General features: G+C 29.7%; 13 protein-coding genes and 1 other annotated feature. Of the genes, 7 read left to right on the top strand and 6 right to left on the bottom strand.

Annotation, left to right across the window (positions count from 1 at the left end):
- Positions 1-270 (bottom strand): ACT domain-containing protein, encoded by a 270-nt coding sequence (locus CRN98_RS06905; protein ID WP_097026695.1) that lies wholly within the window; start codon positions 268-270, stop codon positions 1-3.
- Between the two features lie 420 nt (positions 271-690).
- On the opposite strand from CRN98_RS06905, the gene CRN98_RS06900 reads away from it, so the two are divergent.
- From CRN98_RS06900 to CRN98_RS06890, 3 genes are all read left to right on the top strand, one after another.
- Positions 691-1,266: a hypothetical protein gene (locus CRN98_RS06900; RefSeq protein ID WP_242960855.1), complete on the top strand. Its 576-nt coding sequence runs from the start codon at positions 691-693 to the stop codon at positions 1,264-1,266.
- A gap of 278 nt (positions 1,267-1,544) precedes the next feature.
- Positions 1,545-1,798 (top strand) — a binding site (T-box leader).
- A gap of 113 nt (positions 1,799-1,911) precedes the next feature.
- Complete coding sequence (locus tag CRN98_RS06895) at positions 1,912-2,733, top strand: transporter substrate-binding domain-containing protein (RefSeq protein WP_097026693.1); 822 nt, start codon at positions 1,912-1,914, stop codon at positions 2,731-2,733.
- 26 nt (positions 2,734-2,759) lie between these two features.
- Positions 2,760-3,404 (top strand): amino acid ABC transporter permease, encoded by a 645-nt coding sequence (locus CRN98_RS06890; RefSeq protein WP_097026692.1) that lies wholly within the window; start codon positions 2,760-2,762, stop codon positions 3,402-3,404.
- Positions 3,405-3,519: 115 nt separating this feature from the next.
- Here CRN98_RS06890 and lplA read toward each other — a convergent pair whose 3' ends face one another.
- The 5 genes from lplA to CRN98_RS06865 all read right to left on the bottom strand — a co-directional run bounded on the left by lplA (position 3,520) and on the right by CRN98_RS06865 (position 8,943).
- The gene (gene lplA / locus CRN98_RS06885; protein WP_179632009.1) at positions 3,520-4,527 is read right to left on the bottom strand and encodes a lipoate--protein ligase; all 1,008 of its coding nucleotides are present in this window, start codon (positions 4,525-4,527) and stop codon (positions 3,520-3,522) included.
- Entirely contained in the window at positions 4,517-6,277 is a 1,761-nt protein-coding gene (gene lpdA, locus CRN98_RS06880; RefSeq protein ID WP_097026690.1) for a dihydrolipoyl dehydrogenase, read from the bottom strand. The genes lplA and lpdA overlap by 11 nt, the downstream gene beginning before the upstream one ends.
- A 177-nt stretch (positions 6,278-6,454) precedes the next feature.
- Positions 6,455-6,808 (bottom strand): carboxymuconolactone decarboxylase family protein, encoded by a 354-nt coding sequence (locus CRN98_RS06875; protein ID WP_097026689.1) that lies wholly within the window; start codon positions 6,806-6,808, stop codon positions 6,455-6,457.
- Positions 6,809-6,934: 126 nt separating this feature from the next.
- Complete coding sequence (locus tag CRN98_RS06870; RefSeq protein ID WP_097026688.1) at positions 6,935-7,369, bottom strand: MarR family winged helix-turn-helix transcriptional regulator; 435 nt, start codon at positions 7,367-7,369, stop codon at positions 6,935-6,937.
- A gap of 128 nt (positions 7,370-7,497) precedes the next feature.
- On the bottom strand, positions 7,498-8,943 hold the full coding sequence (locus CRN98_RS06865) for a DEAD/DEAH box helicase (RefSeq protein ID WP_097026687.1): 1,446 nt from the start codon (positions 8,941-8,943) through the stop codon (positions 7,498-7,500).
- Positions 8,944-9,184: 241 nt separating this feature from the next.
- On the opposite strand from CRN98_RS06865, the gene CRN98_RS06860 reads away from it, so the two are divergent.
- The 4 genes from CRN98_RS06860 (at position 9,185) to CRN98_RS06845 (ending at position 12,545) form a co-directional block, all read left to right on the top strand.
- Positions 9,185-10,333 carry a DEAD/DEAH box helicase gene (locus CRN98_RS06860; RefSeq protein WP_097026686.1) on the top strand — a complete coding sequence of 383 codons (1,149 nt, stop codon included), beginning with the start codon at positions 9,185-9,187 and terminating at the stop codon, positions 10,331-10,333.
- Positions 10,334-10,389: 56 nt separating this feature from the next.
- Positions 10,390-11,232, top strand: coding sequence for a CvfB family protein (locus tag CRN98_RS06855; RefSeq protein WP_097026685.1), 843 nt, complete (start codon positions 10,390-10,392; stop codon positions 11,230-11,232).
- Between the two features lie 537 nt (positions 11,233-11,769).
- Complete coding sequence (locus CRN98_RS06850) at positions 11,770-11,973, top strand: hypothetical protein (protein WP_097026684.1); 204 nt, start codon at positions 11,770-11,772, stop codon at positions 11,971-11,973.
- A 230-nt stretch (positions 11,974-12,203) separates the two neighbouring features.
- The gene (locus tag CRN98_RS06845) at positions 12,204-12,545 is read left to right on the top strand and encodes a hypothetical protein (RefSeq protein WP_179632007.1); all 342 of its coding nucleotides are present in this window, start codon (positions 12,204-12,206) and stop codon (positions 12,543-12,545) included.
- Positions 12,546-12,792 lie beyond the last annotated feature (247 nt).

The raw sequence follows: 12,792 nt of genomic DNA, 5'->3' as shown, positions 1-12,792 counted from the left end.
TTATACATTGTGCATTGAATTGAATATATCTTCATGCTGAATTTTAATAGATAGGTTCATTTCTTTGCTCTTTAAATCTAAAATATCTTTTAGTTCCTTAAAAGACTTTGATGAATTAGATAGATCAACTAACATAATCATAGTAAAATACCCTTGAAGAATCGTTTGACTTATGTCTAGAATATTTACATTAGCTTCGGCTAATGCGTTGCTTACCCCTGCAATGATACCTGTTCTATCTTTCCCTAAAACAGTAATAATAGATTTCATGAATATGCCCCCTTAGATTTTATAATGTTTTGTTTACAAATTTAATGTCCCGCATATAAAGAACAAGTATTTACATATATAGTAAAATACTTATAAGGACATAAAAGGTATAACATATATAATATATTAACTAATTTTAAAATACAATATATTTAAAAAATTCCACAAAGTTTTTTGCTTAATATCTTAAGAGTAATTATTGCAAGCCAATGATTCCTATAATACTTCTGGTGCTAATGATGTGATTAAATCTTTGTAAATTTGGCAAATATATTATACATAAGTATGTTATAATATATCCCTAGATGGATTTAAAGTTTATTGTAAAACAAAAGAAAGAGGTGCTTTATCATAAAAAAGAAGTTTGAAGTTAAAAATAATGAATATGAGATAAAGGGAGAGATTGCCTACTTAAAATTAGTGAAAAAAGATGGCAAAATAATTGATGCTAAGATAGATGCTGAAGATTTGCAAAAAGTCCTTGATAGAGGTGGCTGGGCTGCTCAGTGGCATAAAGACTTTAACAGTTATTTAGCTATGCATTACATACCTGAAGAAAAACAAAAGGAAAGCTTACATTCCTTTATTTTAGGTGTATCTACTAAAACTCCTATAAGACATTTAAACGGAGACACTTTAGATAACAGAAAATCCAACTTGGAGATATATAATAAAAATTCCTATAATGATTATAAGGAATTTGATGAAACTGCTGAGATAGTGCTTAGAGATAGTAATGGTATTGAAAAAGGCCGTGCTATAATTGATAAGAAGGATTTATATAGAGTATTAAATAATGGATACCCATGGGTTTTTCATAAAGTAGAGGAAAAGCCTTATGCTGTAGCAAATACTCCTAAAGGCAGAATCCACCTAGATAAATTTATTATGGGAAATAACCAGGATATAACTGTTCATCACATAAATTTTAATACCTTAGACAATAGAGAAAACAATTTAGAAATTGTGGAATCCCTTGAAGAACAATCAGAATAATTACATATAAAAAACTTCCAGTTAATATTAATATTATTAATTAGTTTCTATTAACTGGGGGTTTTTATTTTTATCCAATTTAACTATTTTACAATTACAGAAACACCATCAGGAATAAATCGATCTATTTTCAACATTTTATAGTGTTTGGCTTCATCATCACGTGCAAAAGAACTTAATTACCATATAATGTAACGACCCCAGGGGTAGCTATTTTTCTTCACATGTATTGACAGATTTTAAAATTGAAATTATAATTTATAGCATATTTAATCTTTTAAATTGCAATGATGAGAAGAGTAAATTACCAGAAGCTTACAGAGAGAAATTCCATTTGGTGTGAGGAATTTTAAGTGAAAAGTAATTGAAGTGCATCTCTGAGCACTGAATCGAAACCTAGTAGACTTCAGCGGGAATGCCCGTTATAGCATTGAGGTATGTTTGTACCAATACTAAAAGAAGAGTTATCGTGTATTTTATTTTTTACATGATAAACAGAGTGGAACCGCGGAAGTATACTTCTGCCTCTGTAATGGAGGCAGGAGTTTTTTTGTTTCTCAAAATCCGGAGTTTGAGGAACATAAAATATTAAAATTAATATTATACACTAACAATAAATAGCAAATACGAAAGGATGATTTTTAAATGAATAAGATATCAAAAAAAATATTAAGCTTAATTGCTACAGCTGCTATAGCATCAGCTATATTTGTTGGCTGCGGAGCAAAAAAAGAAGAGGCAACTAAAGCTTCATTATTAGATCAAATAAAAAAATCTGGCAAAATGAAGGTTGGTCTTATGGGCACATATCCTCCATATAACTTTATGAATGATAAAAATGAAGTTGACGGATTTGATGCAGATATGGCAAAAGAAGTTGCTAAAAGAATTGGTGTGCAAGCTGAATTTATAACAAGTGATTGGTCCAGCATGATTGGCGGCCTTGAAAAAGGTAAATTTGATATAGTAATAAGCCAAATGGCAATTACTGATGAAAGAAAAAAGACAATGGATTTCTCTAAGCCATATATAAAAAATGAAGTTAATGTAATTGTTAAGGATGATAATACAACTATTAAATCTGTTAATGATTTTAAAGGAAAAAAAATTGGCGTAGGTCTTGGCACTAACGATGAGAAGTATTTAAGAGACGTTGTAATGCCTAAGGTAGGTACATTTAAAATTGTAACTTACAATGACGTAATAACTACATTACTTGATTTAAATACTGGAAGAATTGATGCAACAGTTAATAACCTTTTTGCCATAAAGCCTGTTGTTGATAAAAACAACTTAAAGATTAAAGCTGTAGGCGAGGCTATAAAAGCTGACTTTGCAGGAATGGCTATGCGAAAAGAAAATCCTGAATTTTTAGCTGCTGTAGATAAAGCTTTAGAAGATATGAAAGCTGACGGAACTTATAAAACGATATTTATGAAATGGTTTGGGGTTGAACCCAACATGTAATACTTTAAGTAATTAAGGAGGTCATTATGGAATTAGTTATAAATGAGTTTGGATTTTTATTAAAAGGTGCATATTATACAATGTTTATAACCCTTATTTCAATGTTTTTCGGATTAATCATTGGGGTATTCGTTGCAATTGCTAGGCTAAGAGGAAATATATTGGTTGCTAGGCTTGCAAAGGCCTATGTTTCAATAATTCGTGGTACACCACTGCTAGTTCAAATATTTATAATTTACTTTGGACTGCCTGACTTTGGAATATCACTGGAACCATTAACAGCTGCACTTATTTCACTAAGCATAAACATTGGTGCATATTTATCTGAAACCATAAGAGGAGCGATACTCTCTGTTCCTAAGGGACAAATGGAAGCAGCTGTATCCCTAGGAATGAGCTACTCTCAAGCAATGAAAAGAATAATACTCCCTCAAGCAAGTAGGATAGCAATTGCGCCTATGGGAAATACATTCATTGGTATGCTAAAGGAAACCTCCTTAGTTTCTACCATTACAGTAACTGAATTATTACGAGCCTCTCAACTGCTAATATCAAAGCATCTTGTAGTAATGCCTTTTTACATTGCAATCGCAATAATGTATTGGGTAATGAGCACAGTTTTTTCTACCATACTTGATAGGATTGAGCGCAAGATGGCTGTTAAGTATTAGTTAGTACTTACTGCTGAATAGTTTACATTGAATATAAAAACTCTGCCAAGGCAGAGTTTTTATATAACTATTAAATATTAACCATTAAATATTCATGCTTATTCTGAAATTTTCCTTAAATTATACTTGGAATACTTTCCTGTATAATCTCCTTAATTCTATCTGGTATAACTTTTCCTTTAGAAGAAAACAAGTATTCATTTTCTTCTAAAGCTTTTAACATATCATCCTTATTAAACTTGCAGTTTTTGAGTATATTCTCAATCATATGAAATTCTCTTGTGAATAAAGAGTCCGTATATATTTTACATTCAACTACCTTGTTATCTTCAGAAGAAATATTTAATTCTATTTTACCTTCATCAAAAACTTTATCTATAACTGCATTAAAACTTGGGCTATTTCCATAAATCCATTCATCACTTGAATATTTCTCTATAAGGTTATTAAGATTTAATTTTTTTTCATCCACATAATCCACATTATTTATGTGTCCATAGTGTTCCTCATAGGATTTTATTATAGATTCCTTAATATCATTTATTGTTAAGTCTTCCTTGTAATTCTTTAAGTTTGTAATTCTGCTTTTTACAGAATCTATTCCCTTTGACGTTAACTTATGAGCTGAAGGAGTTAATATTTTAGCCACCTTTTCTACATCTATCTCATAAAGTAATGTGCCATGATGATAATATCTACCTTCGTCCGTATAAAAAGCATTTCCAGATATTTTTTTACCATTAACTAAAATATCATTTCTTCCTGAAAAAGTTGCTTCTATATTTAAGTCATTTAAGGCTTTTATAATTACTGAAAGTTGTTTATTTAAATCTTCATTTTCCTCACAGGTTATAAAAGTAAAATTCAAATTTCCTAGATCGTGATAAACAGCTCCGCCACCTGATAGTCTTCTAGCTATCTTACCGCTTAATTTTGATAAAACTTCTAAATTGCATTCTTTCCATGGGTTTTGGTTTCTGCCTATAACTACTGTGTTTTCATTTCTCCATAAGTAAAGTATTATTTCGTCCTTATTTACATTATTAAATAGATATTCTTCTAAGGATAAGTTAAAGTATGGACTATAGCTTTCTGAAACTATTAATCTTCTTTTAGCTATCAAAGTGAATCGCACCACCTTCTAAGGATAAGACAGCTTCATGAATAGCTTCTCCCGTAGTTGGGTGAGCAACTATTGTTTCCTTTATCTGCTCTTCTGTAATATTATTTTTGATAGCTAAAGTTAATACCCCAATTAAATCTGAAGCATTAGGTCCTACTATAGAAGCTCCGATAAGCTTATTTGTATTATTATCTTTAATAACTTTTACAAAACCCTTTTCTTCTCCATGAGTTAAAGCCTTTCCATTAGCCATAAATGGGAACTTACCAATTTTAATTTGAATTCCTGAAGACACTGCCATTTTTTCTGTCATACCTACCGTAGCCACCTCTGGAGTAGTATAAACTACACTTGGGACTGCGGAGTAATCCATCTCACTATTTTTCCCTAATATATTATCCACAGCCACAATTGCTCCATGAGATGCTACATGTGCAAGTCCTATCTTATTATTTACATCGCCTATGGCATAAATATTTTCAATATTTGTTTTTAATTTATCATCAGCCTTTATTCCCTTTTTATTTTCATTTAATTCTATACCAATCTTCTCAATTCCTAGTCCATCAATATTTGGCTCTCTTCCAATAGCAACTAAAACTTTATCACAAGTTATAAGCTTTTCCTTACCATTCATATCAAAATACACAATAGCTCTGTCATCTTCGCTTTCCTTAACACTTGTTACTTTTGATGATGTAAAGAACTTTATTCCCTTTTCCTTTGCTATGGATACTATTTCATCAGATACATCTTCATCCATTGTACAAAGAACCTTTGGCATATATTCAATTACTGATATATCTACTCCCAAGTTAGAATATATAAAGGCAAATTCCATTCCAATAACTCCACCGCCGATAATTACCATACTCTTAGGCAATTCCTTCATATCCAATGCTTCAGTACTATTTATAACCTTATTTCCATTAAAGCCATCTATATTGATACTTGCAATTTTTGATCCCGTTGCAATAATTATATTTTTCGTATTTATAGTAACTTCTTCTCTTTTTCCCTTTACAAAAACTTTATTTTTATCTAATATTTCTCCTGTTCCTGAGATCTTTTCTATAGAATTTTTCTGTAATAAATAATCTACTCCACCTGTAAGCTTTTTAACTATTCCATTTTTTCTTTCTATGACTTTTTCCATGTCTACAAATGCATCTGCTGTCTTAATTCCAAATTCCTCACTATGTTTTATATTATCAAATACTTCAGAGGATCTTACCAATGCCTTTGTTGGTATGCATCCTACATTTAAACAGGTTCCTCCTACTTCCTCCTTTTCAATAATAACAGTTTTTAAGCCCTGTTTTGCTGCATAGATCGCTGCTACATAACCTCCAGGACCTGCCCCTATAACTGCTAAATCACATTCTACTTCCCTTTTTATAGGTTTTAACATCCCTCCAAAATAGTCAAAGCTTGAAGATTTAGCTTTATTTCCCTGAGACTTACTTTGCTCCATTTCACTTACTGAGCTTACCTTTTTATCTTCTTTTTCCTTTATAACTCCATCTATATGAGCTACTATGTCTCCTATATTAACTGTGTCTCCTTCTTTAACCTTTAAGTCCTTTAATATTCCATCACAATTTGATTTTACTTGTGCATTTCCCTTATCACATTCAACTTGAAAAATAACCTGTCCCTCTTTTAACTCATCACCTATTTTTGCACTTATTTTCCCCACTTTTCCCTTTTTACTATGTCCAGCTAATTTTTCTATTTTTAAATCTACCATTATTTTTTTCTCCTTATTTTAATATTTGTTAATTTATAACATAAATTTTAAGTTATTCTTCTAGATTTTACTAAAAAATTGTTTGTATTAGACATATGACCCTGCAAATCTATACTTATTATCTAGATTTACAGGGCCACTATTTATATAATATCTACATTCTTTTAAAATATCCTATTATTTAAAATCTTTTTCAAACTCATCTATTGAGTCTTTAAGTAAAGTTACACTATACGCCATTGATGGGCCACCACCAAATGCAACTGCAACCATGGCAGCTTCCATTATTTCTTCTCTGGTAGCACCTGCTTCTAATGCCTTAAATACGTGAAATACTATGCAATATTCGCAGCGACTATAAGCTGCTATTGCTACACTTATAAGCTCTTTTGTCTTAACATCTACAGCTCCTGGTGTATAAGATGCTCCTAAAAGGTTCATGAACGCTTCTACACTTGCTCCGTTTGTTGTTCCTACTTCTTGTAATCCTCCCATAAAGGCATTTAGCATTTCTCTTGGATTCTTACTCATAATAAATTTTCCCCCTTATTTCAAACATTTACTTTACACACTAATACTTGCCATAGCAAGTATTCCTACATAAATTATACCACCTCTCAGTGGTATAAACAATACTTAATTATATAAAACCGTTACTTATTTAACATTCTTTTTTGTGTTATCCACGATTTTATTTAGAACCTCTTTAAATATGCTTAAATGTTCTTCACTTATTCCTTCAATTCCTTCTTTTGAAAAACTTTCACCTATAGGAAGTATTTCTTCTCTCTTGTATTTACCTAGCTTAGTTAAATATAATTTAGTTATTCTTTTATCACTAGCATCTTTAATTCTTTCCACTGTTCCTTCTTTCTCCATTCTATCAACTAATCTGGCAACAGTAGATTCCTTTAGATCCATTTTTTCTCCCAACTTTTTTTGGGTTATCCCTTCTTCTTTTCCTATATAATAAATAGCTATCCATTGAACTCTTGTGATACCACAAGCTTCTACTTTACTGCTAAAAGCATCAATAATTTCTTTAGTACTTCTACTAGTTATAATTCCAATACAATCATCTAAGTCAAACATTAAAACTTTTTCACCTCAATTATTTATTCTATTTCTACACCCTATTATATAGATACAATATGTTCTCTTGCAACATTAACTCTAATTATAATTAAATCTTTCTAAATAAATTCAACTTACGTTATATTTTACTTAACCGCTCTTTGAACTCTAACTTTTTTACCCTTAATTGTTTTATCTTGTAGTTCCTTTAGTACAACTTTCCCTTTTCCTTGAAGTATATCTACATAAGAAAAGTTCTCTTGAACGTCTATAATTCCTATATCTTCAGCACTAACTCCTTCAATGCTTGTAATTGTTCCTACTATGTCTCCTGCTCTAATTTTTTTCTTTTTTCCTGCATTAATATATATCTTTGTAATTTCTTTATTAAGGGATGCACTTTTATCAACTTTTAATTTAGGCGTAGATTTTGATTTTTCTCTAAAAATTTTCTTACCTTCGCGGACTTCTTCTTCTGAAGGAATTTTCCCTAGTTCAATTTTATATCCTACATAATCCTCTATGATATTTAACATTCTCTCTTCCCTTGGAGATACAAAGGTTATAGCCTTACCTTTATTTCCTGCACGTCCTGTTCTTCCAATTCTATGAACATAGCTTTCCTTTTCTACAGGAGTATCGTAATTAATAACATGTGTAATATCTTCCACATGAATCCCTCTAGCTGCTACATCCGTAGCTATTAGAAATGTAAACTCACCTCTTTTAAATTGCTGCATGATATCAATTCTATCCTTTTGTTCCATGCCTCCATGAAGTGCCTTACAGGAATACCCTCTATCTTTCATATCTCTAACTAAACTATCTACGCCTTCCTTTGTACTACAAAATATAATTGAACTATCCGGTCTTTCAGTATAAATAATTTTATTTAAAAGCTGAAGCTTATCACTTTGAAGAGCTTCATAATAAACTTCTTCAATTCTTTCTGTAGTAATACTTTCAGGATTAATTTCTATGTTTATAGGATTTATCATATAACTTTTGCATAAAGCCTCAATTTTCTCAGGCATGGTAGCTGAAAGTAAAATTGTAACTCTATTTCTAGGCATTCTTTCTATTATAGCTGTTACTTGATCAATGAAACCCATATTTAACATTTCATCTGCTTCATCTATTATAAGATACTTTATTTCTTCTAAATTTATATTTCCTCTTTCTATATGATCCATGGTTCTTCCAGGCGTTCCCACAATTATATGTACTCTTTGTTTAAGTTCCCTTTTTTGAATTTCCATAGGGTGCTTACCAAAGACTGCTGTAGCTCTTATTCTCTTAAGTCTTCCTATGTTATTTATATCTTCTTTTACTTGTATTGCAAGTTCTCTTGTAGGAGTAAGTACTAGTGCTTGAGGTTTATTTTCTTCCCATGTTATTTTTTCACAAATTGGTACTCCAAAGGCTGCAGTTTTCCCACTTCCAGTTTGTGATTTTACTATTATATCCTTACCATCAAGTATTAAAGGAATTACCTTTTCTTGAACCTCTGATGGATTTTCATATCCCATCTTATTTAATGCTTCAATAATCTCCTTGCTTATATTAAAATCGTTAAAATTTAATTTCTTCATATTATTGTTCCTCTCTCTATATATTATCATCACTTATTATAACCTATTAAGCCATTAGGTATATAATAATTTCATATATTCCTCTTGCATGATTTATGAAAGTCTTTGATTTTCTTATAATTCAACACCTCTCACTTAACTCTAGATGTTTCCTTTTATTATCATATTTTAGAGATAATTTGTCTTAAAAATGATATACTAAGTATGAATATAAACTTATGTTAATGCACAGGAGGAAATTATGATAGATTCATTTGATAAATTAGGATTAAATAACAATCTAATAGAGGGCTTAAAAAAGGCAAATATAATAAATCCTACCCCAATTCAATCAAAGGTTATACCACTAGCCTTAGAGAAAAAGGATTTAATAGGTCAATCCCAAACCGGCAGCGGTAAAACCTTAGCTTATTTATTACCTTTATTTCAAAACATAGATAGTTCTAAAAGAGAAATGCAAGCTCTAATTCTTGCTCCAACCCATGAGCTTGTTATGCAAATAGATAGCGAAATAAAACTTTTATCAGAAAACTCTGGAGCAGGTATCACTTCAACCCCAATTATAGGTGAAGTTAATGCAAAAAGGCAAATAGAAAAGTTAAAGGAAAAGCCTCATATAATTGTAGGTTCTGTAGGAAGAGTACTAGAACTTATATCTCAAAAAAAGATAAAGGCTCATACAATTAAAACAATTGTATTAGATGAAGCAGATAACCTACTTGCTAAGGATAAACTATCTATTGTAAAAAATATAATTAAAACCACACTAAGAGATAGACAGCTTATGGCTTTTTCAGCAACAATTCATGAAGAAACATTAAATATAACAAAAGAAATTATGAAGGAACCTGAAGTAATAAAAATTGAGGACATTGATACAGTTAATGAAAATATTGAGCATATGTACTTTGTTTCAGACCCAAGAGAAAAAATTGAAACTTTACGAAAACTCGTGGCTTCAATCAACCCAAAAAGAGCCATTGTATTTTTAAATAGAAGTGAAGAAGTTGATTTAGCTACTGTAAGACTTAAGTATCATCACATAAATGCTGAAGGAATTTATAGTAACACATCAAAGGAAGATAGAAAAAAAGCATTAGAGGGCTTTAGAAGTGGAAAAGTTCAACTTTTAGTATCCTCTGACATAGCTGCTAGAGGTCTAGATGTAAAAGATGTAACTCACATATTTAATTTAAACTTACCATCGGATCCAAAGGAATACCTACATAGATCAGGAAGAACAGGAAGAGCTGGAGACTTTGGTACATCAATATCTATAATTTCTCCAGTGGAATTATCCTTAATTAAAAAATATGAAAAAAACCTTAATATAATTGTAAAACCTAAGAAGATATTCAAGGGAAAAATCATGGATTCCTTTAGAGAATAAATAAAATAAAGAAAGAAAAAAATATATACATATAAATATAAAGCGAGGTAATAAACTTGATAAACATAGGAAATTTCAACAAATTAAAAATTGTAAGAAGACCTGACTTTGGCTACTTCTTAGATGCAGGTACTGGGAAAACTTCAGATGATATACTGCTTCCAAATGGTAATGCTCTTAATATGGAACTTAACATAGATGATGAGGTTGATGCCTTCATCTATACAGATTCAAAGGATAGAGTTATTGCTACATTAAAAAAACCTTTAGCCCAGGTAGGCGAAATTGCTTATTTAAAAGTTGTTGCTAATACCCAAATTGGAAGTTTTATTGATATTGGCTTAGAAAAAGATATTCTAGTTCCACTTAAAGAAAAACTTTACGGACTACAAACTGATAAGAATTATTTATTTTATATATACCTAGATAAGACTAAAAGAATAGCTGCTACTACAGATATAGATAAATATTTACAAGCTGAATCTCCATACAAAGTAGGCGATACTGTTAAAGGTACCGTTTATGGTTTTCAAACTAACCAAAGTGTTATGGTAGCTGTAGATAATTTATATCAAGGTGTAATTTTAAGACATGAATACTTCACTGAAATAAATGCTGGTGATATATTAGATTTAAACGTAATAAAAATTTATGAAGATGGGAAATTAGGCCTTACCCCAAGAAAACGTGCCAAGGAAGAAAGAACTGAACTTCAAGACACTATATTAGAATATTTAAAATCTCATGATGGGTTTATGACTTTTAATGATAAGTCTTCTCCTGATGATATATCAAAAGCCTTTGGCGTAAGTAAAAACAACTTCAAAAATGCTTTAGGTGGACTTATGAAAAGAGGATTAATAACTCAAGACGAAAAAGGAACTACATTAAAAAATTAAAATAATAAACATTTAAACAAATTATGATGCTAATATAGTTAATATCAATATTAATTATAAATAAATAACAAAAATCACCCAATCAATAAATATTAAATATTTATTGATTGGGTGATTTTTCTCATTCTGTCCAATAAAAGATCTTATCCATATTTTACCTTCCCCAAATTCCTTATTTTTGTTAAAATTAGTATATAGGATATTTTTGCCAATTAAATGAGTGTATTATTGGAAATGTAAGGACTTTAACTGAACAAAATTTATAATTATACAAATGAGAGATTTATATTATGAACAAAATCACTATTTTAACATTGTTATTAAGTGTTGCAATCATTACTCCACAGACTTCATTTGTACAAGTTAAAAGTAATGATAAAGTTGAACTTACTCAGACTTATAGTGTAACAAGAAATTATAAAAAATGGACAACGAAAGGTTTTATTAGGTTACTTTATACCTAAAACAGAATCAAATAAGTTACAATTAAAAAATCAATTGAACTTAAATCAATGGATTTTAGGGAGTTGGTATAAAATGAAAAACAGAAAAAGATCAAATCAAGATATTTTTAATTATTTTTTAATCATCATATTTATAGTATCAATTATTTCTTTTATTAACATTTATCTACAAGGCTATATTCCTGAAGTTCATATGGCAAAAGCACTACCTTTATCAATAATTATAGGCTTAACAGGAATAGCTATAACTATTAACATTAATAAAAACAAAGAATAAAATATGTTTATCAACAACCTGAGATATCTAGAGTGCTATCTAATTAACTAACTATCAGATATTTACAATGGTTCCTAGATAATAGAAAATAATTTAAAGGAAGTATAATAATTATTTATGACTATATAAAGAAACATTTTAATATAATATTCTTTATAATTATAACTTTAATCAGTATGATAATAAGTTTTAATAGCAAAGATTTGCAAGTAGTTTTTATATGCTTAGAGATGATTTATATAATAGTGTATTTTATGCTTGAACAGTTGACTGGAAAAGTATATAAAAACGACATATTATGTATAAATGGTATAATACTAGGTGTAGTTACAGTTTATACTTTAAGGACAATGAAGTTACCTAATAGAAGTTTAATACTAGTAGATAAGTTAAATATATTAAAAGTAGTTTTGGTTCCTTTTCTAATATTACTTCTTATAATACATTTTATAGTAAAACCTATGTATGCTAAAACTAAAGACAAAACTATTTTTAATATAGTGTTTTCCATATTTCTATTAATATACTTTTTAGGTATTTTAAAATTTTGCTTTTATATGGTTACTAAATAAAACTTCCATAAAATCTAAAGAAGTCCCTAGTATATTATTTAAAGTATAAAATAATATACTAGGGACTTCTTTATCTTCTCTATAAAATATTTATCAACTCTTATATTTGCTCATCAACTATCACCTAATTTATCCGATGGCAACCATCCGTAATACTCCCATCACACTCTGTGAAAGCGACTATCACCAAATCATAGATTTGGGATATCTGCTTTTCTTAGGTGGGAGATAACGGCTGATACGCCCC

Source organism: Clostridium peptidivorans, assembly GCF_900205925.1.
Classification (GTDB): Bacteria; Bacillota; Clostridia; order Clostridiales; family Clostridiaceae; genus Clostridium_AK; species Clostridium_AK peptidivorans.
This window is presented reverse-complemented; position numbering and strand designations above follow the sequence as displayed.

What these genes read in the sequence shown, in the direction of transcription:
- CRN98_RS06850 (WP_097026684.1), top strand. Translation starts at nt 11,770, where the DNA reads ATGAAAAACAGAAAAAGATCAAATCAAGATATTTTTAATTATTTTTTA.
- lpdA (WP_097026690.1), bottom strand. Translation starts at nt 6,277, where the DNA reads ATGGTAGATTTAAAAATAGAAAAATTAGCTGGACATAGTAAAAAGGGA.
- CRN98_RS06845 (WP_179632007.1), top strand. Translation starts at nt 12,204, where the DNA reads ATGATTTATATAATAGTGTATTTTATGCTTGAACAGTTGACTGGAAAA.
- CRN98_RS06905 (WP_097026695.1), bottom strand. Translation starts at nt 270, where the DNA reads ATGAAATCTATTATTACTGTTTTAGGGAAAGATAGAACAGGTATCATT.
- CRN98_RS06870 (WP_097026688.1), bottom strand. Translation starts at nt 7,369, where the DNA reads ATGTTTGACTTAGATGATTGTATTGGAATTATAACTAGTAGAAGTACT.
- CRN98_RS06895 (WP_097026693.1), top strand. Translation starts at nt 1,912, where the DNA reads ATGAATAAGATATCAAAAAAAATATTAAGCTTAATTGCTACAGCTGCT.
- CRN98_RS06890 (WP_097026692.1), top strand. Translation starts at nt 2,760, where the DNA reads ATGGAATTAGTTATAAATGAGTTTGGATTTTTATTAAAAGGTGCATAT.
- CRN98_RS06875 (WP_097026689.1), bottom strand. Translation starts at nt 6,808, where the DNA reads ATGAGTAAGAATCCAAGAGAAATGCTAAATGCCTTTATGGGAGGATTA.
- CRN98_RS06865 (WP_097026687.1), bottom strand. Translation starts at nt 8,943, where the DNA reads ATGAAGAAATTAAATTTTAACGATTTTAATATAAGCAAGGAGATTATT.
- CRN98_RS06860 (WP_097026686.1), top strand. Translation starts at nt 9,185, where the DNA reads ATGATAGATTCATTTGATAAATTAGGATTAAATAACAATCTAATAGAG.